Origin of the sequence: Specibacter sp. NPDC078692 (assembly GCF_040686835.1) — a bacterium.
Taxonomy (GTDB): Bacteria; Actinomycetota; Actinomycetes; order Actinomycetales; family Micrococcaceae; genus Specibacter.
Window position 1 is genome coordinate 58,479 of the sequence record NZ_JBFBLV010000007.1, and the last position, 19,661, is coordinate 78,139.

A 19,661-nucleotide genomic window follows, 5' to 3' on the forward strand; every position below is an offset into this window, starting at 1 on the left:
GAGAAGAAAATCTAGGCGGTGCCGCGGTTCTTTTCACGCATGGCACGCAGCGCCTCGCGGTTGTCCTGCTGCTCACGCAGTGTGTGGCGTTTGTCGTAATCCTTCTTACCGCGGGCAATGGCGATCTCTACCTTGGCGCGGCTGTCCTTGAAGTACAGCTGCAAGGGCACAATGGTGAAACCGGATTCGCGGGTCTTACGCTCAATTTTTTCCAGCTCTTCGCGGTGCAGCAGGAGCTTGCGGCGGCGGCGGGCCGTATGGTTGGTCCAGCTGCCGTTGAGGTATTCGGGGATGTAGACGCCTTCGAGCCACAGCTCATCGTTGTAGAACGTGGCGAAGCCGTCCACCAATGAGGCGCGGCCTTCACGCAGCGATTTCACTTCGGTTCCCATCAAGACCAGACCGGCCTCAAAGGTATCCATGATGTGGTAATCATGCCGGGCCTTGCGATTGGTGGCCACTACCTTCAGGCCACTTTCCTTAGGCACAGCAGGCTCCTTCTCGGATGGTTGGACGCACCAGCGGTGGCGCGAGGTTCAAGTCTAGCAACGTTCAGTCGCTAGCAAGGTTCTAGCAAGGTTAGAGTCTAGCAACGACAGGCCCGGCAACGGTCTTAGAACCGTCGGCCGAGCCTGGCGTGTGGTGCGGTAAGTAGTACTGAAAACAGATTCTAGCTAGAGCAGCGTCATGGGATCCACGGCTACGCCGTTGAGCCACGTTTCAAAGTGAGCGTGGCAGCCGGTGGAGTTACCCGTGCCGCCGGAGATCGCGATCAACTGGCCGCGGGTGACCTGCTGGCCTTGGGAGACCTGAACACTGGTGTTGTGATAGTACGCCGTCAACAAGGCGTTGCCCTGGATGACGCCGTGGCTGATCTTCACGCCGTTACCGCCGCCCCATACATCCCAGCCGGCGAAAATTACGGTGCCGGAGGCCGCCGCGTAAACGGGGGTGCCACACCAGGCGCCGAAGTCGATCCCGGTGTGAACGTAGCCGCCGGTGCCGTTGAAGTCGATGGTACCGGCAGGGGTCTGCCGCCAGCCGAAGCCGGAGGTGATGGGAACGTTGACGGCGAACGGGTGCTGCAAACCAAATGCGGACGGGTTTCCCGGCGCCGGCGGCACATAAGCCGGTGGTACATAGGGCGGCGGCACATAGTTACTGCCATTGTTCTTGGCAGCCTCAGCCGCGGCGGCTGCGGCGGCGGCAGCCTGTTCCCGGGCAATCCGTTCAGCCTCGGCCTTTGCCGCGGCTGCAGCAGCCTCGCGTTCCTTACGCTGAATCTCTGCGATTTCGGCGGCAACAGCAGACTTTTGCGCCTGTACTTCCTTGAGCTTGGCCTGGATCCGCGGCTTTTCAGCTTCGAGTTTGGCGTTCAAGGTTGCAGAATCGCTGATGAGCTTATCAACGGTGGCTTTTTGCGTGGCGGCAGCATCGCGCGCCGCTTGCTCAGCGGCCAGCGCAGCCTCCGCCTGAGTCTTCAGGTCCGTGATCTCAGCTTCCACAGCCACCAGCCGCGCCTGAGCGTTTTGGTTAGTAGCTTTTTGTGCCGTTAGCTGTTCCAGCGCAGCGGTCTGGCTGCGCAGGGCCTGCTCGGCCAAATCAATGGAGCTGGCCAAGTCTGTGCCGGAGTCTGTGCCGAGGATCAAAGTCAGGCTCGGCGACAGTCCGCCGGCCTTGTAGGACTGGGCGGCAATCTGGCCGATCATTTCCTTGGTCTCGGTGGCTTTTTTGGCATCAGCAGCAATTTGGGTGGTGATCTTGTCTTTGTTCTGCTGGGCGATGTCGATCCGGGCTGCAAGCGAATTGACCGTGGCGGTTGCAGCGCTGACGCGACCTTGGGCCTCGGTCAACGCTTGCTGAGCTCCGGGTAGTTGCCCCTGATACAGCACCAGGTCTGCGGCTGACTTTGCCAGGCCGGAATCCACAAACTCCAACGACGCCTGAACGTCATGGGCCTGCTGCTCCAAGGCGTTGGCCTTGTCATTGAGATCGTCTGCCTGGGCTGGCGGCACAAGGCCCAACAGTCCCACGGCAAGGAGGCCAACCACAACAGCACCGACGCGGTGACGCAGTTGACGGACGCCGGGCATGCTACGCCCAAGCCGGGGGGATTTCACGGTTCCAATTCCCCCGCTTGATTTCGAATTCATGCCTCGAGCTCCTTGAAGATTGACATCAATAACACCAGTCACATAGGCATCTTGAGTAACAAGACCCCTACCTACCTTACACTTTCAGGTTTTTGCGCAGGGAAACGGCCGATGATACTCCGGCCAACACCACACCGAGCAGGATCAGCACGGGGTAAATCACAAAGGCATCGCCCGTGGAGATAAAAGGAGTTCCCGTGTTGGAGGACGCCAGATAACCGTTGAAGACGAAGAGCACAATGGAGAAGACCGCCCCCGACGCCAACAGCGCACCGATCGTGGCGGCAATGACACCTTCAAGCACGAACGGCAGCTGAATCACGGTTCGAGACGCGCCCACCAGTCGCATGATTTCAATCTCCCGAGTGCGCGATTGGGCCGAGAGTCTGATGGTGGTCGCAATGAGCAACGCTGCGCAGACAATCATGAGGCCGGCAACACCCACCGCAACAAAGGTGGCTATGTTCATGTAGGAGAACAGTTTGTCCAGCACCTTGCGTTGATCCACCACCGAGTCCACTCCCGGGGTTGCCGCAAAGGTCTCATTGATGATCTGGTATTTCGTCGGATCCGTCAGCTTGATGCGGTACGAGGACGGCAGGTTGGCAGCCTCGACCGAATCCACCATGGGCGAGTTCGCGAACTGTTCCTTGAAGTGCCCCAGCGCATCGTCCTGGGATTCAAAAGTCCACGTCTCCACATAGGGCTTCACGGCCGGTGATGACAGTAGGCCCTCGATAGCCACCTTTTGCTCATCCGTGACGGGCCCGGAAACACAGTTGGTGTTGGCGGGGACATCGGTACACAGGTAGATGGTGACCTGAACCTTGTCATACCAAAATCCCTTGAGCTGGCCGATCTGCATCTGCAACAGCCCGGCGGTGCCCACAAATGTCAGGGACACAAAGGTCACCAGAATAACTGAAATGACCATCGTCAGGTTGCGGCGCAGGCCGCTTCCCAACTCGCTCATAATGAAGGCAAGTCTCACTTTTTGTTCCCGTCGTGCTGGTCTTCGCCCTTGGTTGCGGCCGCATCCCCCAGCGGCATCCCCAATTTGCGTTCAAGTCTTGGCGGCATGGCATCCTCCGCAGCGGAGTCGTCACCTGCCGTGGTGGCACTGGCTGCACGACGGCGGCGGGTCATGGGTTCGGCGTCGTCCGTCTTGGGAAGAACGACGGCGGGGAGCGCACCTGCCGCCGACACCACGGGGATCGCAGAGGTGTACAGCGCGGTGGCCTCATCACGAACCACTTGGCCGTGGCGCAGCTCGATGACGCGCTTGCGCATGGTGTTGACGATGTCGTCGTCGTGCGTGGCCATGACCACCGTGGTGCCGTTTTGGTTGATCCGGTCGAGGATGTCCATGATGCCGGCACTGGTGATGGGGTCAAGGTTTCCCGTGGGCTCATCGGCCAGCAGGATACCGGGCTGGTTCACAATGGCGCGGGCAATAGCCACACGCTGCTGCTCACCGCCGGAAAGTTCTGTGGGGGTACGGTGGCCCTTGTCTTCCAGGCCCACCAGTTCCAATACGCGCGGGACCTCGGACTTGATGGCCGCACGGTTCTTGCCCAGCACCTGCATGGCGTAGGCGACGTTGGCGAAAACCGTCTTGGTCTGAATGAGGCGGAAGTCCTGGAACACCACGCCAATGCCGCGCCGGAATTTGGGCACGCGCCAGCTAGGCACATTGGCCACGTTCTGACCGGCGACGTAGATCTGCCCGTGCGGGGTCCGGTATTCGCGCAGGATCAAGCGCAGCAGCGTTGACTTGCCCGAGCCGGAGGAACCTACGAGGAACACGAATTCGCCGCGTTCAACATCAAAGGAGACGTCGTCGAGCGCAGGCTTGTCCTTGCGATCGTAAGCAATGCTCACATTTTCAAAACGAATCATGACTTTTCGTTGCCCGGCCAGCGGATTCCACTGGCATGCTGACGGCCGGGCAGTTGTTTGGGGGAAGAAACCGCCAGCTTAATGACTATAGGCGGGCTGCAGGGTGAAAGCTGGTTCCGCCCCGGTGTGTCGGTGTGGGTGCTTGCTGTGAATGTGCCGGATTGGTAGCGGTTTGCTTGCGGGCCTGCTTGTTTGCGGGCTGTTTGATTGCTAGGCGTTGGGCTGTTGCGGGTTTGCTCGGCGTTGGGCTGCGGGCTTTTCGGGCCCGGCGGTACCGGGCAGCGAGAACTTGGGCTGACGTTAGCCCCGAGATCGGTAGTTACACCGCACAATTGGTGGCTAAGTACCGATCTCGGCGCACCGTGACGGCCAATGACGGCCAATGGACAGATGCTTAGGATTTCTGCCGATGGCCAGCGCGCTTGGCAAACTGATCGGTTGCTCCCAGAATTTCATCGCTACGCCAGAACGGCCGAAGGTTGTGTTCGGCCTTGGAGCTCAGGATTCCGGCGTCCACTAAGGCTTTCAGCGGAGGGTAAACGTTGGGTTGCTTCACCCCAAGCTCGAGAGCTGCCGTAGCCGAATCGATCACCGGGCGCTGAGCAGTGAGATCCAGAATTCGCCAAGCATTACTGCTCTTGCGCGCCATGAGCTTGTGGTTCCACGACTCCACCATGGTTTCAATTTCCTCGACCAGTTGCCGGGTGTTGGATACAGCACGTAGCGCAGCGTTCGCAAACGCCCTAACAATTGGGCTGACGTCCCCGGCCCTGTATGCCGTGAGTGCAGCGCAGTAGCCGTCGATGTCTGCCAGCAATCCTGCAGATACCGGCACTGCCACATTTCTCGTCACTCCTCGGAAACGGAGGATCGATTGTGCCAGAGCACGGCCTGTTCGTCCGTTCCCGTCTGCAAAAGGATGGATCGTCTTAAACTGGGCATGAGCTACCGCCACAAATACCAGAGACGGCACATCATACCGGGATGCGAAAGTCACAAGATCGTCAACCAGTGCAGGTACTCGGCTGTGGTGTGGTGCCGCGAAATCCGCGCCGTCGGGGCTAACACCTCGGGTGCCGATCCACACCGGCAGCTGACCGAGGCGGTGGAGACGTAACGCCTCCGCAAGCCAGAAAGCCCGTAGCGCTTAGTGCTTCTCGGCGTTCCGGATGTCGGCACGCCAGCGGATACCGGCGTCGATGAAGTCATCAATTTCGCCATCCAGCACGGCACCGGCATTGCCAACTTCGTGTTCGGTGCGCAGATCCTTGACCATTTGGTACGGGTTGAGCACGTAGGAGCGCATCTGGTCACCCCACGATGCCTTGACATCTCCTGCCATGGCCTTCTTCTGCGCGTTCTCCTCAGCCTGCTTGAGCAACAGCAGGCGCGATTGCAGCACGCGCATGGCCGCTGCCCGGTTTTGAATCTGCGACTTCTCGTTCTGCATCGACACCACAGTGCCGGTAGGAAGGTGAGTCATGCGCACGGCTGAGTCGGTAGTGTTCACGGACTGTCCGCCGGGGCCCGATGAGCGGAACACGTCGACGCGGATGTCATTGTCCGGGATGTCGATGCTGTCCGTGGACTCAATGAGCGGGATGACTTCCACGGCAGCAAAGGAGGTTTGGCGGCGGCCCTGGTTATCGAAGGGGCTGATGCGCACCAGGCGGTGAGTGCCAGCCTCAACGCTCAGTGTGCCGAAGGCGTAAGGTGCTTTGACTTCAAAGGTGGCGGACTTCAGCCCGGCTTCTTCCGCGTAAGAGGTGTCCAGAACCGCTGTCGGGTAACCGTGACGTTCGGCCCAGCGCAGGTACATGCGCAACAACATTTCGGCGAAGTCGGCAGCATCCACTCCCCCTGCACCGGAGCGAATGGTGATGACGGCTTCACGCTCATCGTATTCACCGGCCAGCAGCGTCACGATTTCCAGGTCAGCCAACGACTTCTGCAGCGCTGTCAGGTCCTTGGCCGCTTCGGCGAGGGAATCGGCGTCGCCCTCGTCTTGGGCCAACTCCACCAAGACCTCAAGGTCATCGATCCGGGCTTCCAACGTCCGCAGCTTTTCCAGCTTGGATTGGGCGTGGCTGAGCTTGGAAGTGACCTTCTGCGCGGCGGCGGGATCGTCCCATAGATTGGGTGAACCTGCCTGATCCGACAAATCCTCAATGTCCTCCAAAAGCTTCTCCACTTCGGAGACCTGCTCGATGGAGGTGTAGGTCGCGCGTAGCGCCTTGAGTTCTGCGGGAAAGTCAATCTCTGCCATGATATTCAAGCCTACGGCATTTACGGCCATGCGTGGATCGGCCGCGTGCGGGGCCGTTACAGCGCTAGGTTGGCGCGCGCCGTGCTCCTCACGCTGATACTGATGCCCTCGGGCACCAGAAAGTTGATGAACAGTGGATGTACGACGGCGCTCATCCCGACCACCGCGCTCCTCCCGTCCCCGGCGCCCGTGGCCGAGTCCAGGACAATGTTGCCCAGTCCCTCCGGCGCCTTAATTCCCGCCAAATAGTTTTCCGCGGCGCTTTGGACACCTTGGGCGGTCAGCAGCGTTCCCGGATCGCTGGAGGCGCTGCCGCCGCTGAGTTCAAAGGTATCCGCGGCTGCGAGCGCGGCACCGTCGGCAAGGGACAGCAACTTCTTGTGCCCTAAGTAAATGCTGCCTGCCGCTGCCACAACGGTGATGACCAACAGGGTGATCAACACATAACCGATCAGCAGAACCATGACGTGGCCGGTCTCCTCGTCGTGCGTTTTCATTTGAAGCGACCCACTTTTTGCATGGCGCTGGAATCCACGGTTGCTGCCGTGAGGTTGACTCCTGGCACCGCGCCCACCACAGGGAGCTCTACTCTGAGCTGAACACGTGCGCGGACTATGGCACCGGCGGTGGAGCATCCGGGGTCGCAGCTGATGGACAGGGTGGCGGCGTCAGGGTCAAAGCCCATGTCCTGAACCGCCAGCCGCACGGCCTGCTCGGCTGACTGTTGCGCGGAGGGGAGATCCTTGTGCAGTACGAACACCTTCGCTGCCTGATCCGCCGCGCCCACGGCCGCGTACGCTCCCCCTTGAACTTGGCCAACGGTGAGGATCAGGTAGATCACCGGGACCATCAGCAACACCGCTAGAAAAATGAACTCCACAATGGCGCTACCCTCCTCAGAGCCGCCCGTCGTGAGGCCGTCGGTGGCTGTCAGTCCACCGACACTCCGGGGTGGGTGTTCATCGGGTGATGACGGCATGACCGCTCATCTCCAACGACCGCGCAGGGCCAAACAGTCCAATGAGTGGCATCGGGGCATTGATGGAGACTTCCAAAATGTCCAAACCGTCCTGCGTTTGAACGCTGACGGAGACGTCTTGAATGTAGTCCGGTCCCAGCGCCGCATCCACGAGGAAGATGGCCCGATCCCGAGCGTCGTCGGCGGACCTATCCCCCAATGCTCCATACCGGGCAGCTGAGGATGCGGCATCAGCCACGGTGTTGCGCACGTGCAGCACTAACGCCAACTGAAGCAGCGCCACAAAGATCACCGTCACCAACGCGCCCACGAGAACAAAGTCGACGACGGCAGCTCCTGCCTCACGAGGCTGGCCCCGGCGAGCTGACCGAGGCTGCGGCAGACCAGTGGCCTGCACCCGCAGAGAAGCGCGCAACCGTCCTACGGCTGGACTTGTTCCATGGCTTGATTGAATAGCCCTTGTAGCGCGGGTCCGGCGATGGCCAGCAGCCCGGCCACCAGGACGGCACTCATCAATGTGATTAAAACCCAGCCAGGGACATCTGCTCGGCTTCGCCCCGTTGCCGGCCGCCAGTTCATGAATGGTCGTCGGTGTGGCCCCACCTCCTGCAGTTCTCCGCTCTGCTGGCCTCTGGGAACTCCCTGAGCTCCCTGATACCGCTGATACCTCTGATCCAGCCGGTGCATCCACTCTGTGAACAGCACCGTTGCCGTTCCCACCGCTTTGTCGATGACGCGCATGATGATTCCTTTTCTTTTGTTGCTTCTCTTGTCCGCGTGAAGTTCCCTGCGAAGTCCTGCGTGCTGTTCCGTATCTGCCCATTTAGAAGCCCAACTGCAGCAGGGCCAGGCCGGGGAACACGGCGAAGACAACCGTCAGCGGCAACACGCCAAAAATTAAGGGCACCATCATGCCAATTTCCTTGCGGCCCGCCGATTCCATGAGTTCACGCTTGGCAACGTCTCGCACGTCCTGAGCTTGGGCACGCAGAACATCAGCCAGCGGCGTGCCTCGGTTAATGGCCACACTGATGCCATCAACGAATCGGGCCAGGGCCGGCACATTCACCCTGGCCGAGAATTGGTTCAGGGCCTCTACCAACGGCATTCCCGTACGAGTTTGTGCCAGCACGGTGCCAAATTCGGCAGAGAGCACCCCGGAGGACGACCGCGCTACCCGGTCCAAGGCACCCGCTGCGCTCTCCCCCGCACCCACAGCCAAGGCCATGAGTTCAGCAAGAGCCGGGAATTCGGCAAGCATCCGTGCCTGCCGGCGTTGGATTCTGGCGCTGAGCAGGTAGTCGTACAGCAGGTAGCCACCCAGCATGGGGCCCAACGTCAGGAACACAGCACCCATGAGGTTGAGGTTCCCTTGCCACAACAGAAACAGGGAGAGCAGCACCCCGGCCACCAGCCCGGCCCCGGCAAAGAGCAGTTGGGCTGCCCGAAACTCCAAAGCCGTCTCGTGCCGGCCAGCCTGGGCTAGGCGGGCACTGAGCCCGTGGACACTGATATTGATACGACCCAGCCGCTGCACGGCGTCCTTCATGACCAGCCGTGCTATGCGTTCCAGAGGCCCAAAGAGTGGACCAGGGCCCTCGTTGTCCAGAAGTCTGGAGTGGCTTGCGGCCGTGAGTAGTTGGGGTTCTACGCGTTGGGTGAAGCTTGGCTGTCGCATGGCTGGAAGTCTCACCAGGATCAGCCAGAGCCCAGCCCCCAAGACAAGTCCGACGCCGGCCACCATCAGCAGGTGCCCCGTCATTGCAGCACCCTCTGTTCTTCCGGCAGCGCTCCAATGCGCAGCATGATGCGGTAACAGAAGACGGAGAGCGCCAAGCCGCCACCCAGCACGGCCCAGCCTGCCGCTGAGTTGTAGGCAGCAATGGCTTCCGGCCGGGTAGCCATGAGCATCAGGACAATCCAGGGAGCCGCAACGGCCAGCCGGGCAGCATTGACAGTCCACGATTGCCGGGCTTCCAATTCGCTGCGAGTTCTGGCATGGTCACGCAGGAATTCTGAGAGGGTGCCCAGCAGCTTGCCCAAGTCTGAGCCGCCCACATCACGCGTGAGCCGCAACGCCTCAATAATTCGGTCAGCAACCGGATCAGCCAATGTTGTTTTGAGTTTTTGCAGCGCGCCTTCGAAGTGGCCGGTGGCCCGGTAGTCGGCCGCAAATATCTTGAATTCCTCGCGGAGTTCAACAGGACCTTTGCTGCCCAACTGAACCAGGGCTTCCGGCAGTGAGAGCCCGGCCCTGATGGCGGAGCGCAAGTGGTCCACCACATCAGGCCAGAGATCGCGCATGACGGCCGCCCGGCGTCGTGCTCTCATCTGTAAAAGCGCAAATGGGAGGTAGGCGCTGAACAAGCCAAAGCACACGGCTATGGCCGGCGCCCCTGTCAGCGCAAAGACTAGGAGCACCACCAGCACGGCAAGCACCGCGGTGCTGGTGATCAGGGAGGCGGGGCTGACTTGGGGAACTCCGGCTTGGTGGAGTAAACGGGCCACCCTTTTGCGCTGGCCGGGCATGGAGCCGCGGGCGGGGGTGCTCCAACAGGCGGTCCAGATCAGGAACATGCCCAGTCCGGCGAGCAAGCCCAGTACGGCGGACATCAGTGCTCACCCATCAAGGAGGCCACGTTGTAACCGGAGGCCGCGAATTTTTCTGGGGAGGGCATGGCGGTTTCTGATGCTTGTAGCTGCCCGTTGACGGTGTCGAAGACCAAGCTGGATTCGATGATGCCGTTTTCCACGCGGCGGCCCAAGGCGAGAATTTGGCCCACGGAGCGGCGGCCGTTGGGGGCACGGACGCAGTGCACCACCAGGTCGATGCAGGCAGCCACTGTGGGCAGCACGAAGGCCGCAGTAATATTTTCTCCTGCGAGAAGTGGGAGCGTGCAGATCTTGACGACGGCGTCGTGGGCAGAGTTGGCGTGGACCGATGCCATTCCAGGAAGGCCGCTATTGAGTGCGATGAGCATGTCCAGGCTTTCGGCCTCGCGCACCTCCCCCACAATGAGCCGGTCCGGGCGCATACGCAGTGCTTCCTTGACGAGGCGGCGCAGCGGGATCTCACCCATGCCTTCGAGGTTGGGTTGGCGGCATTGCAGGCCCACGACGTCTTTCAGCGGCAGTTTCAGCTCGAAGATCTCCTCCACGGTCACTACCCGTTCGCGGGAGCCGATGCCGGCGGCGAGGCAGTTGAGCATGGTGGTCTTGCCGGCCTGTGTGGCGCCGGAGACCAGAATGTTCAGCCCGCTACTGACGGCTGCGCCCAGAAACCGTGCCGCCTGTGGCGTGAGGGAGCCCAGTTCTACCAGATGGTCTAGGCGGCTGGCGCGGGCCGTGAACTTGCGGATGTTCACGGCCCAGTGAGTCTGGGTGATGTCAGGAATCACCACGTGCAGACGGCTGCCGTCAGGGAGTGCGGCATCCACAAAGGGGCTACTCAAATCCAGACGCCGGCCCGAACTCTTGAGCATGCGCTCCACCAGATCGCTCACTTGCTGGGCGGTGAAACGCAGATCGGTCAGTTCCGATTCACCGTGCCTAGCCACAAACACTTGGTGGGGCGCGTTGATCCAGATTTCTTCAATGTCCGGATCATCAAGGAGCGGCTGCAGGGCACCGAAACCGGCGACGGCGTTGAACACGGTTCGTTTGGCGTCGGCAGCTTGAGTGAGGGCCGGGACTGCACCGAGGAGGGATCGTTCGCCGTAGTCGTTGACGGCTGCGTCCACCAAGGCGCGGACCTCAGTGCCTTGGCGCTGCGGGTCAAGGCCTTTGCGGCGGATGAGTTCACGGACTTCATCCTCAACTTGCGCCAGCGCATCCACTCAGACCACTCCCGCCCCTTACGAGTAGCCCCCCAGCCGCTTCTAGTTCAGGAGCATAGCCCCGGATTCTATCGCCGCGCCAGAGGCAGTTTCAGGGTTGTGGACAAGTGAAGGTGTTGCTACTTCACGTCCCTACCGGTGGATGCGGCGATGCGTTCGCCAAGCATCTACCGAGGAGGAACCGATTTCATGTTCCTAAACGATCAAATCACCTTCGGATAATTCAGTGGCAATAAAGGTGCCATCCGGAAGAAACTAAACATCTCTGTCGCCGCACAAATGACACCATGTATTGCCGGACGGCCCTCCCCCGCATATATTTAGCAAGTCTTTGTAGCATCCAACTGGGGGAAACCATGAATCGTCGAACTATCTCGCTAATTGCAGCTGTCAGCCTAGTCATCACAGGATGGGTGGTTTCGCCAGCTGCAGCAGAGAACGACGGTTCGCCTACTCCATCGCCAACGATTGCAGTTGAATCAGCGTTACCCTCCGCCCCAACGCGGTCCCCTGTGCCCGTGCTAGCAACGACTGAGCCTACTCAATCCCCAGTTGCCGAGTTAGCTACTCCGCTAGCAGTCCCCATGATGGTGCCAACCGTGTACGCCAAAATGATCGAGGAAAAGTGGCAGAAAATGGGTGGCCTCCTTGGTGTCCTGGGCAAGGCCACAACAGAAGCCACCTGCGCGTCAGGTCCCTGCCAGCGGGAGTTTGAAGGTGGCACAATCTTCGTCGTGAGAGGGACAACGGCAACTGTTGTACTCAGAGCCCAGGGCCACGTTGGACCCCAATGGTTTGAGGCTGGGGGGCTGAAAGCAGGACTAGGTTTTCCCGTTACCGATGAAATCATTACTTCACAAGGCTCATACCAAGAGTTCGACCCCTCCGATGGGCAAGGGACCACCATTCGCACTTGGCGAGCACAAACTGGCGTTATCGCGATCAGCGCAGGAACTGCCATCGGAGCACACTTCGTTTGGCTTGGTGGAATTCAAGCTGTCGGGTATCCAATGGGTCCGGTAAATTGCGGTTTGAAGAACGCTGGTTGCAGCCAAAGCTTCGAAGGCGGCACCCTAGTGACGAGTTCCGGATCTCCCGCCACCCTCATCAAAGGTGGCATAAAGTCCAAATGGGTGAGTGCCGCTGCACAAAACGGCAGTCTCGGATATCCGACGTTCGAAGAAGAATGCTTTGGTTCGACGCCTTCGTGTGTTCAGTCGTTTCAGGGCGGTCAGATTATCTGGTCAAAGAAGACAGGCGCCACAATAGTTCAGGGCGGCATCCGATCGGTCTACTCGAACTCAGGATTCATGGCGGGACCTCTGGGCCTTCCAATCAGTGATGAAAAGTGTAGATTGCGCGATAAGGGTTGTGTTCAAGACTTCCAGAATGGGCGAATAGCATGGTCTTCAAAGACCGGAGCAAAGACCCTGCGTGGAGCCATTGCGTCACGTTACAAAAACGCCGGTTCCCAGAACAGCTACCTTGGTTATCCGACGACGGAAGAGTTGTGTGGGATCCCCCGGGGCGGATGCAAACAAGGATTCCAAGGCGGGACAGTTGTTTGGTCACCGGTATCCGGTGCCCGCATCATGCGTGGGGCCATAGGTGCAGCACATTCAGGCATTCTCACTGGATGGATAGGGCCGGAGGGTTACCCCTTAGGCGATGAGAACTGTGGACTCGCCCAAAACGGTTGCTTTCAGCAATTCCAAACCGGTCGTTACTACTGGTCGCCAAACACCCGCAAAGCCGTCTTCGTCAAAAACGGAATATTGTCCCGTTGGAACCAGCTTGGTGGGTCAGGCGGACGCATGGGCTATCCGACGTGGAACGAAGTCTGCGCCAATGGTTACTGCAAACAGCAATTTCAGCATGGTGTTGTGACTTGGTCAGCACCAGGGGCACGGCCCTGGTGAACAATTCTCTTCCGTGGACCTGAGCCGGAACAACCGTTTCCGCTCAATCATCCGAGACCTCCGTGGTAACCGCCCTGTGGCACTGTCAAGGGTGCGTGTTTTCTGCCCATCATGGACCAGCTACTTCACATCCCAACCGGTGGAGGCGGCAATGCGTTCTCCCAGAGCTGGTTCCATGGTGCGGGCGTAATCCCAAGTGAGATGGTTATCGTCCAAATACACCATCACATTTCCGACAACTGCAGGGCAGGTTCCATCTTTTCAATATTGATCTGTCAGGTCGATCATGTGGGCGGCCGGACTCTCATTCAAAGATTCTGCTGGATTGCTACCCGCAAGGTAAGCAGACTGCTGGAACAAAGATTCATCAGCGCCCGACTTGGCGACACAGCTCGCTTTGTTCGTCAAAAAAGCTGGGGTTGTCGCGGACGCCGAGACCTCGATATTGGCTTCAGTGAACGCCTGAACGGCTTGCTCGTATCCAGGGATGATTGTTTCCTCCGGTGAATCAGGCACCGCATCGGTCGCTACCGTGAAAACCGCATCTGGCTTAAGGTTCAGAATGTAGTCCATGGCTGCCTTGTTGAAGTCCCGGCACTTAGCACCGTTTCCCGTGCCGCTGCCGAAGTCCCAGCCCCCTAAAAGCAGTGAAACGGGCTGCCAGTTGTTCTCTTGCGCCAGCGGTATGAGTGCCCCTGAAAATTGTTCTGGATGGGAATCCCCAACAATCACAATGGTTTTTGCGCGCTTACTCGAGACCTTCGTCTATCCGCAACCTTCTTGTAAGACACCGACCGAGGTCGCAAAATCACCTTCACAGGCATTGCCGAGGCTGACCCATTGTTTATCCAAGACAGTCATGGCAGGTTTGATAGGCAATCCTGGATCGGCTGCGTTTACAAAGCCCGATTACAAGGCACGAGCGCCGGGATAGTTCCTGACGATCGCAGCCATGGACATCTGCTCTTGAGCTTGTATGGCCGCCTCTTCGGCACGGATGTGACCCTGCCAAGCACTCAGCGAAGCACCAACCACAGCAACACAAATAGCTATGGCCAGAACAGCCCTTCGACGCTTTTTTCAATCCATTTACTGCGTCGGAGGGGGGTCGATCCACTTCGTGGCAAGGATGGCGCTCACGATCGAAACGAGAATGTTGACAGTGTCGGCCACTAGCCAGGCCTGTTCCCGGTGGAGAACACCAGCGAGACGACGAAGACCGCGCCGAAGATGTAAATGAGTAGGGGGCGAATCCGCAGCATTGCAACGCGAGAGAGGAAAGCTGCACCTGCGAAGATCAGAGGCCACAGGATAAAGATCTGTCCTGCATGGACAAGGACCAGAAATGCTGGATCGGGCTGGCCACGCTGTGATCGGTGGCGTAATAGTCAACTGCTTCCGAGGCCAGAAACCAGTTTTGATAGTACAAAAGTGATACCCATGTCTGCCCAAGCATGCTAAACCAACAGCAGCGTGACGGCGATCAAGGGCAACGCCGTTTGAACAGGTATGTCCAGTATTTGAAGAGCTCAAGTGCCCTGCCAGTTTCGAGCTTGCGAGTGAACTGCCCTGTCAACAGAAAGGCAGATATCAGCAAGAAGATGTCCACGCCGCCAGAGATCCGGCCAAACCATACATGGTAGGAGACCATCATCAGCACGGCAACACCCCGGAGCCCCTGGACTTCGGGCCGGAACTTGCGCGTACCGTTATTTTGCTGCGATTTCGAGCGGGCTGCGGAACGGCGTCTGCCCCGGGCCAGAGGAGTTTCCTCGGCTATAAGCGACATGTAATTCGTACCTCTAAATGGTTACCGTCAAGCAGTGCACTTACATCACACCTCAAATTTTCCCCTCTTCGTGCCTACCGTCTCTCACCAAACCAGTAATGAAGACAAGGCAGCTACGGCTTTCATGATTTGCGAACCGGAGTTGGTTGCGCGCTTGGGAGGACGTCAATACTTAGGTGCCGCGGGGAGTCCGAAATACTGCTCGAGAGTCTTGAATCCACGATTGTGCATATCGGTAGCTGCCCGGACCCCGACGTAGCGCAGATGCCACGGCTCGAAAGTGTATCCGGTTATGGAGTCGTAGCCCTGCGGGTATCGCACAATGAAGCCATAGCGCCAAGCATTAGCTGCGGCAAATTGTCCGGCTGGTGTGTTGACGAAGCAGGCTTGTAGGGCGCAGGCCCCGTTCGGGGTTCCAATATCCATGACCAACCCCGTTTGGTGTTCGCTAAACCCTGGCCGTGCGGAGATAGTATCCGCAAGAGCCTGTCCGTACTGCCACACGTAATTGTTGTAGAGCCTTGCTTGAGTGGCATAGGAGCGGAACCCGCTGACCAAGGTGATAGGGACGCCTTCCGCAGATGCACCGGAAATGAGCTGAGCCATTTGGGTGGCAGCTTCTCGGCGCATGAGTTGGGATCCGGCCCAGACCAAGTCAGGAGGTGTGCGGTTGATAGGTGTATTGGGACGGCGCTTGTTGACCACTGTCCCGAAACTGCCAGCATTTGGATTTACGCTGACACCGACGCCTGCCTTCCACGCGATTGTTCCTCCCAGAAAGGACTGGATGCAGCTCACCGGTGCCCCGGCGCAATTCTCCTCTCCAACCGGAAAGCCAAGAGGGCTTCGTTCGTACCCCATCTGGCCCCACTTTGAGCCAATACCACCGTGTATGCTGTGGGCTCCGACAGAGGACTGCCAGTAAATATTGCCGCCTTGATATTGCTGAACGCACCCCCTCGAGATGAGTGTGCAATTTTCGTCACTGATGGGGTAACCAAGAAGCCCACGTTCCCATTTAGATTTAGCCCAGCGTGCCGCGATGGCACCGAGAACAATATGAGCGCCCGAGGCCGGAGACCAGTAGATACTCCCCTTCTGATAATCGCGGTAACAACCGCCTTGCAGCAAAGAGCAGCGCAGTGATTTTGTGGCGTTGCCTAGCCGGACAGCATTGCCATTCGAAACGTACTTTGCCGCGATGGCACCATTGTCTGGCGTTTGTGCGACTGCTTGAACTGCCCCTGCCAGGGCCATGCCCACCACAGCTACTACCGCAATCAACAGTGACATCAATTGCTGGGCCTTCATCAGGTAAGTACCTCCCGTCGAATGATGTTATTTGCGACACTATGGCGATTTTCATTCACAGACAAGGTTTGATTCACTTTTGGCTGGCGATCCGGATCCGCCCGAGTTCGTGGGAATTAATGGTTTAGCCGGCCATATATTTGCCTCGAACACCGAAACCACGGCGGGGTCGAATAGCCTGTTGGTCCTGTTGCCTGTCGGCTAAGCCGGCAGAAAGTATCTTTAAAGGCCCAATGACGGGCTCTGGGCCTCATGAGAAAGTGCTAAGGAACCTGCGGGCTGCAGGCTCACGGACATCACCTTCAGCGAACTGTCCAAGTACCCACACGTCCAGTTGTTAGAATCATCTCTGACTCCTCGACGAATGGAATATGTTAATGACGTGGTGGCAAGCGCTACCGGCAGTATGTACCGCCGCCGCACTACTTTTCATTCCCGGCTTCATTTTGTCTCGGGGCCTGGGAGCTAAGGCATACTCCAGCCTCGCCTTTGCCCCATTGGCATCCTGTGGCTTGATCGGCGTTGCCGGAATAATTGGTGGAATTACTGGGATCCCGTGGTCCGTTTGGCTGCTGGGTGGCGTTACACTCCTTGCCACGGCCGTAGGGTGGGGCCTGCACCGTCTGCTGCGTCCCCGCCTGGCACCCATGACAATTTCCTCTGAGCACAAGGTTCTGTCGTGGGTCACAACACCGGTAGTTTTGCTGGTATCGGCAATGATGGTCGCCAAGAGGCTCACGTCTGCGATGGGATCCCCCGATTCATTCGCACAGGTCTACGACAATATATTCCACCTCAACGCCATCCGATTCATAATGGAAACCGGCAACGCATCAACGTTGACAATGGGCAACATGCTCACCGGAAATTCAGGACTGAGCCTCTACCCGTCCGTGTGGCATTCACTTGCTGCCTTGACTGCAGAGCTCACGTCGGTGAATGTATTTGTCGCAGAAAACGCGCTGACCATTGCTGTCTCGGCTCTGGTTTGGCCTTTTGCCTGTATCGCATTGGTGCGGGGTCTTCTAGGACCAAGAATCGTGCCAATGGCGATAGCAGGAGTTTTATCTACCAGCTTTTGGATATTTCCCTACCAAACCATCCAATGGGGGCCGTTGTTTCCCAACACTCTGGCCTATAGCATCCTCCCAGTTGCCATTCTGACTGTGGCTGGGCTGTTTGGTCTGACCAAGGAACGGATGGCCAATCACTTCACACTAATCGCGATGTTGTTGGTGGGAATCGCTGCCATGTTCCTGACACAGCCAAACGGGTTCAGCGCACTCCTGGCGTTCACTCTTCCCATGGCTGTCGGGCTTACTATAAAAACCATTCGGCGGGCATGGCGCAGTGACCGTCGTCTACGAAATTTGCTAGTAACCGTCTCGTGGATTGTCGGCGTCGCGCTTGTTTTTGTGACTATCTGGACAGCATTGCTTCTCGGATACGACGATTGGAAGCCATCAAGAACTTTCGTCGAAGCCGTCAAGGATGTTCTCACTGGGGGTCTCCTCGGCAAGAATTTCACTTGGCTAGCGTCCCTGCTGGCAGCGGTAGGTTTTGTAACCATCCTCATGCGCCGCCGGGGCTGGTGGCTGCTTGGCTGCATGACGGTGGCAGGATTCCTCTATGTTGTGGCCGCCTGGGCACAACCGGGCTCCTTGCGCCATGTCGTCACAGGAAGCTGGTATCAGGATCCCTATCGGTTGGCCGCACTAGTACCACTCTTTACCATCGTTCTGGCAGCCACCGGAGCCGACGGCGTGGTATCTGCGATCAAACGAGCGGTTGATTGGCTCACAAAAGGGAACCAGGTTTGGTCTAGACGACTACTCATTTCACCGTCAGCTCGTAGTCGAGCCGTTGGAGGACTCCTTGTTCTTACTCTAGTGTTGACTGCCTTCGTTCCCTTAGCTCTGCACGCCAACAGCAAGGGAATGAAAATGGTTACGAAAAAGATCTCTCAATCATGGTCGTACGACCCAGGCTGGATCGTTTCGTCCCCTGAATATGAGCTCATGTCCCGGCTGGATGAAGACGTCCCGGCAGATGCTGTCATTGCCGTGGACCCTTTCAATGGCGGCTCGCTTGCCTATGCCATTTCGGGCCGAAAGGTGACCCAGTTTCACCTTAACCCAGCCCCAAGTAAGGATTTGGCAGAAATCGCACAAGGTCTTGATACTGCTACAGCCGGTTCCGAGGTATGCCGTTTAGTCACCAAGGAGAACATCCATTTCGTACTGGATTTCGGTTCCTTTTACATGCTTGATACACCAGCAGCAAAGAAGTATCCTGCGTTCGTTGAGATTAGGGACTCTCCCACGCTGAAATTGGTCGACCAGCAGGATCATGCGAAGTTGTATGAAATAGTGGGCTGCTAAACAGAGGGAGGGCACTGTACCCACGGCGCCCTCCCCCTCGTACTACCGCTCGAGTGGTTCTTACTTCGCGTCGTATCCCTGAGGATTGTTGAACTGCCAGCGCCAATGGTCTTCGCACATCTGTGCAAGACTGCGGTGAGCAGACCAGCCCAGATCGGCCAGCGCAGCAGACGGATCCGCATAACTCACGGCGGCATCACCGGGACGGCGGGGAGCGAACTCGAACGGTACGGGCTTTCCCGCTGCGTCACCAAACGCTTGGATAACTTCCAAAACTGAGGACCCGTTCCCGGTACCGAGATTCCATCGGAAGACTCCCTGATGTTCGGGGAGGTAGTCGAGTGCGGCCAGGTGCCCAGCTGCCAAGTCCATGACATGGATGTAATCACGCACGCCCGTGCCATCGGGGGTGTGGTAGTCGTTGCCAAATACCATGACCTTTTCACGGCGTCCAACGGCAACTTGAGCTACGAAGGGCAGCAAGTTGTTGGGTATGCCCCGAGGGTCTTCACCTATGAGGCCTGATTCGTGGGCACCCACCGGGTTGAAGTAACGCAGCAACGCAACTCGCCACGTGGAATCAGCAGCTCCGAGGTCCGTAAGGATGTCCTCGATCTGCTCTTTGGTGCGACCGTAGGGATTAGTGGCATCCAGCGGCATCTTCTCGATGAGCGGGACCTCCTCGCTGGCACCATACACGGTAGCCGAGGAGCTAAAGACGATGGTACGCACACCATACTTGTCCATGGATGCCAGTAGGTTCAAGGTGCTGACAATGTTGTTTTGGTAGTAGCGCAGCGGTTCTGCCACTGATTCCCCCACTGCCTTGAGACCTGCAAAATGGATTACGGCATCAAAATTTCCGATGGCAAACAGTGAGTCAACCCCTGCAGCATCCAACAAGTCGAGTTCTTGGAACACCGGGTGCTTGCCGGCAAGCTCCTCAACGCGATTAAGGGACTCAATGGAAGAATTCGCAAGATTGTCTAGAACGACAACATCATGCCCTGCTTCCAAGAGACAAAGAACAGTATGTGAACCTATATAGCCGGCACCGCCGGTAACCAAAACCTTCATGATTCCACTTTATATGGCTTCCATCCCCTGACGTATTTTCTCATGAACGGT

At 58.2% G+C, this 19,661-nt stretch carries 18 protein-coding genes and 1 pseudogene; 2 read left to right on the top strand and 17 right to left on the bottom strand.

Annotation, left to right across the window (positions count from 1 at the left end; translation table 11 throughout):
- Positions 1-11: 11 nt before the first annotated feature.
- The 13 genes and pseudogenes from smpB to AB0O97_RS07290 form a co-directional block, all read right to left on the bottom strand.
- Complete coding sequence (smpB, locus tag AB0O97_RS07230; protein ID WP_363838416.1) at positions 12-488, bottom strand: SsrA-binding protein SmpB; 477 nt, start codon at positions 486-488, stop codon at positions 12-14.
- A gap of 186 nt (positions 489-674) precedes the next feature.
- Complete coding sequence (locus AB0O97_RS07235; RefSeq protein ID WP_363881462.1) at positions 675-2,093, bottom strand: peptidoglycan DD-metalloendopeptidase family protein; 1,419 nt, start codon at positions 2,091-2,093, stop codon at positions 675-677.
- 136 nt (positions 2,094-2,229) lie between these two features.
- On the bottom strand, positions 2,230-3,144 hold the full coding sequence (gene ftsX, locus AB0O97_RS07240) for a permease-like cell division protein FtsX (protein WP_363881326.1): 915 nt from the start codon (positions 3,142-3,144) through the stop codon (positions 2,230-2,232).
- Entirely contained in the window at positions 3,141-4,052 is a 912-nt protein-coding gene (ftsE, locus tag AB0O97_RS07245; protein WP_363881328.1) for a cell division ATP-binding protein FtsE, read from the bottom strand. Before ftsE ends, ftsX begins: the two co-directional genes overlap by 4 nt.
- A 394-nt stretch (positions 4,053-4,446) precedes the next feature.
- Positions 4,447-4,893: a hypothetical protein gene (locus AB0O97_RS07250; protein ID WP_363881470.1), complete on the bottom strand. Its 447-nt coding sequence runs from the start codon at positions 4,891-4,893 to the stop codon at positions 4,447-4,449.
- Between the two features lie 36 nt (positions 4,894-4,929).
- Positions 4,930-5,139, bottom strand: a pseudogene (locus tag AB0O97_RS07255) (Fic family protein); the annotation flags it as partial.
- 60 nt (positions 5,140-5,199) lie between these two features.
- Entirely contained in the window at positions 5,200-6,318 is a 1,119-nt protein-coding gene (prfB, locus tag AB0O97_RS07260) for a peptide chain release factor 2 (protein WP_363881330.1), read from the bottom strand.
- A gap of 56 nt (positions 6,319-6,374) precedes the next feature.
- A complete protein-coding gene (locus AB0O97_RS07265; RefSeq protein ID WP_363881332.1) occupies positions 6,375-6,815 on the bottom strand; it encodes a pilus assembly protein TadG-related protein in 441 nt (146 codons plus the stop codon).
- Positions 6,812-7,297, bottom strand: coding sequence for a hypothetical protein (locus AB0O97_RS07270; protein WP_363881334.1), 486 nt, complete (start codon positions 7,295-7,297; stop codon positions 6,812-6,814). The genes AB0O97_RS07265 and AB0O97_RS07270 overlap by 4 nt, the downstream gene beginning before the upstream one ends.
- Positions 7,278-7,712, bottom strand: a complete 435-nt coding sequence (locus AB0O97_RS07275) for a TadE/TadG family type IV pilus assembly protein (RefSeq protein WP_363881336.1) — start codon at positions 7,710-7,712, stop codon at positions 7,278-7,280. The genes AB0O97_RS07270 and AB0O97_RS07275 overlap by 20 nt, the downstream gene beginning before the upstream one ends.
- 408 nt (positions 7,713-8,120) lie before the next feature.
- The gene (locus tag AB0O97_RS07280; protein ID WP_363881338.1) at positions 8,121-9,059 is read right to left on the bottom strand and encodes a type II secretion system F family protein; all 939 of its coding nucleotides are present in this window, start codon (positions 9,057-9,059) and stop codon (positions 8,121-8,123) included.
- Positions 9,056-9,910, bottom strand: a complete 855-nt coding sequence (locus AB0O97_RS07285) for a type II secretion system F family protein (protein WP_363881340.1) — start codon at positions 9,908-9,910, stop codon at positions 9,056-9,058. The genes AB0O97_RS07280 and AB0O97_RS07285 overlap by 4 nt, the downstream gene beginning before the upstream one ends.
- On the bottom strand, positions 9,910-11,133 hold the full coding sequence (locus AB0O97_RS07290; RefSeq protein WP_363881342.1) for an ATPase, T2SS/T4P/T4SS family: 1,224 nt from the start codon (positions 11,131-11,133) through the stop codon (positions 9,910-9,912). Before AB0O97_RS07290 ends, AB0O97_RS07285 begins: the two co-directional genes overlap by 1 nt.
- 584 nt (positions 11,134-11,717) lie before the next feature.
- Between AB0O97_RS07290 and AB0O97_RS07295 the strand changes: the two genes are divergently transcribed.
- Complete coding sequence (locus AB0O97_RS07295; RefSeq protein ID WP_363881344.1) at positions 11,718-13,052, top strand: hypothetical protein; 1,335 nt, start codon at positions 11,718-11,720, stop codon at positions 13,050-13,052.
- 261 nt (positions 13,053-13,313) lie between these two features.
- On the opposite strand, the gene AB0O97_RS07300 is transcribed toward AB0O97_RS07295, so the two are convergent.
- From AB0O97_RS07300 to AB0O97_RS07310, 3 genes are all read right to left on the bottom strand, one after another.
- Positions 13,314-13,787 carry an SGNH hydrolase domain-containing protein gene (locus AB0O97_RS07300; RefSeq protein WP_363881464.1) on the bottom strand — a complete coding sequence of 158 codons (474 nt, stop codon included), beginning with the start codon at positions 13,785-13,787 and terminating at the stop codon, positions 13,314-13,316.
- A gap of 748 nt (positions 13,788-14,535) precedes the next feature.
- Positions 14,536-14,841 carry a hypothetical protein gene (locus AB0O97_RS07305; protein WP_363881346.1) on the bottom strand — a complete coding sequence of 102 codons (306 nt, stop codon included), beginning with the start codon at positions 14,839-14,841 and terminating at the stop codon, positions 14,536-14,538.
- 165 nt (positions 14,842-15,006) lie between these two features.
- Positions 15,007-16,152 carry a D-alanyl-D-alanine carboxypeptidase family protein gene (locus AB0O97_RS07310; protein WP_363881347.1) on the bottom strand — a complete coding sequence of 382 codons (1,146 nt, stop codon included), beginning with the start codon at positions 16,150-16,152 and terminating at the stop codon, positions 15,007-15,009.
- A 377-nt stretch (positions 16,153-16,529) separates the two neighbouring features.
- On the opposite strand from AB0O97_RS07310, the gene AB0O97_RS07315 reads away from it, so the two are divergent.
- The gene (locus AB0O97_RS07315; RefSeq protein WP_363881349.1) at positions 16,530-18,533 is read left to right on the top strand and encodes a DUF6541 family protein; all 2,004 of its coding nucleotides are present in this window, start codon (positions 16,530-16,532) and stop codon (positions 18,531-18,533) included.
- A 60-nt stretch (positions 18,534-18,593) separates the two neighbouring features.
- Here the strand turns inward: AB0O97_RS07315 and galE are convergent, their stop codons facing one another.
- A complete protein-coding gene (galE, locus tag AB0O97_RS07320; protein ID WP_363881351.1) occupies positions 18,594-19,610 on the bottom strand; it encodes a UDP-glucose 4-epimerase GalE in 1,017 nt (338 codons plus the stop codon).
- Between the last annotated feature and the right edge of the window lie 51 nt (positions 19,611-19,661).

What these genes read in the sequence shown, in the direction of transcription:
- AB0O97_RS07235 (WP_363881462.1), bottom strand. Translation starts at nt 2,093, where the DNA reads ATGCCCGGCGTCCGTCAACTGCGTCACCGCGTCGGTGCTGTTGTGGTT.
- ftsE (WP_363881328.1), bottom strand. Translation starts at nt 4,052, where the DNA reads ATGATTCGTTTTGAAAATGTGAGCATTGCTTACGATCGCAAGGACAAG.
- prfB (WP_363881330.1), bottom strand. Translation starts at nt 6,318, where the DNA reads ATGGCAGAGATTGACTTTCCCGCAGAACTCAAGGCGCTACGCGCGACC.
- AB0O97_RS07265 (WP_363881332.1), bottom strand. Translation starts at nt 6,815, where the DNA reads ATGAAAACGCACGACGAGGAGACCGGCCACGTCATGGTTCTGCTGATC.
- AB0O97_RS07270 (WP_363881334.1), bottom strand. Translation starts at nt 7,297, where the DNA reads ATGCCGTCATCACCCGATGAACACCCACCCCGGAGTGTCGGTGGACTG.
- AB0O97_RS07280 (WP_363881338.1), bottom strand. Translation starts at nt 9,059, where the DNA reads ATGACGGGGCACCTGCTGATGGTGGCCGGCGTCGGACTTGTCTTGGGG.
- AB0O97_RS07285 (WP_363881340.1), bottom strand. Translation starts at nt 9,910, where the DNA reads ATGTCCGCCGTACTGGGCTTGCTCGCCGGACTGGGCATGTTCCTGATC.
- AB0O97_RS07295 (WP_363881344.1), top strand. Translation starts at nt 11,718, where the DNA reads ATGATGGTGCCAACCGTGTACGCCAAAATGATCGAGGAAAAGTGGCAG.
- AB0O97_RS07305 (WP_363881346.1), bottom strand. Translation starts at nt 14,841, where the DNA reads ATGTCGCTTATAGCCGAGGAAACTCCTCTGGCCCGGGGCAGACGCCGT.
- AB0O97_RS07310 (WP_363881347.1), bottom strand. Translation starts at nt 16,152, where the DNA reads ATGAAGGCCCAGCAATTGATGTCACTGTTGATTGCGGTAGTAGCTGTG.
- AB0O97_RS07315 (WP_363881349.1), top strand. Translation starts at nt 16,530, where the DNA reads ATGACGTGGTGGCAAGCGCTACCGGCAGTATGTACCGCCGCCGCACTA.
- galE (WP_363881351.1), bottom strand. Translation starts at nt 19,610, where the DNA reads ATGAAGGTTTTGGTTACCGGCGGTGCCGGCTATATAGGTTCACATACT.